The sequence below is a fragment of the Chitinivorax sp. PXF-14 genome (genome assembly GCF_040812015.1).
In the GTDB taxonomy this organism is placed as follows: Bacteria; Pseudomonadota; Gammaproteobacteria; order Burkholderiales; family SCOH01; genus JBFNXJ01.
The window spans coordinates 1-413 of the sequence record NZ_JBFNXJ010000053.1 but is presented as its reverse complement, the minus strand read 5'-3'; the positions used below and the strand labels follow the sequence as shown (position 1 = coordinate 413).

The window sequence follows — 413 nt, the reverse complement described above, 5'->3', positions numbered from 1 at the left end:
CAGCCTCAGGCCAAAGCATGAGGCAGTAACGCTCTTCACTACCTGTTGAGCCGGCGAAGTAGGCGCGCCCACTGTAGGTTCCGGGAACCACGGTTATGCGGGGGCACTCGGGGCCGAAATCTGTGCAACCACAGAGAGCAGCAGTTCCGGATGGGAGCGAAAGGCTGAACTCGGTTTGGTGCTCCCATGCACCTTCCGCCTCGGTTGGCCTCTGAACGAACGTCACCTCTACAGGAACATGCGATGCGGACTCCGTATGTAAGACAACGATGTGCGGCGCAGTTCGCAGACGCCTCAACATGTCCTGCTCCGTCATCTCTTCCGGAATCTTTGGCTCAATATTCGCGTCCATCAGATAGAACTGGTGATAGTCCGCAAACACCTGAAATTTTTGCACGTTTTTCATGCGGCCG

The 413-nt window shown here is 56.2% G+C and carries 1 protein-coding gene; it reads right to left on the bottom strand.

Translation table 11 applies throughout. The features are described from left to right. Window positions 1-413: hypothetical protein (locus ABWL39_RS20915; RefSeq protein WP_367796150.1), on the bottom strand; the 413-nt coding region annotated here is incomplete at both ends.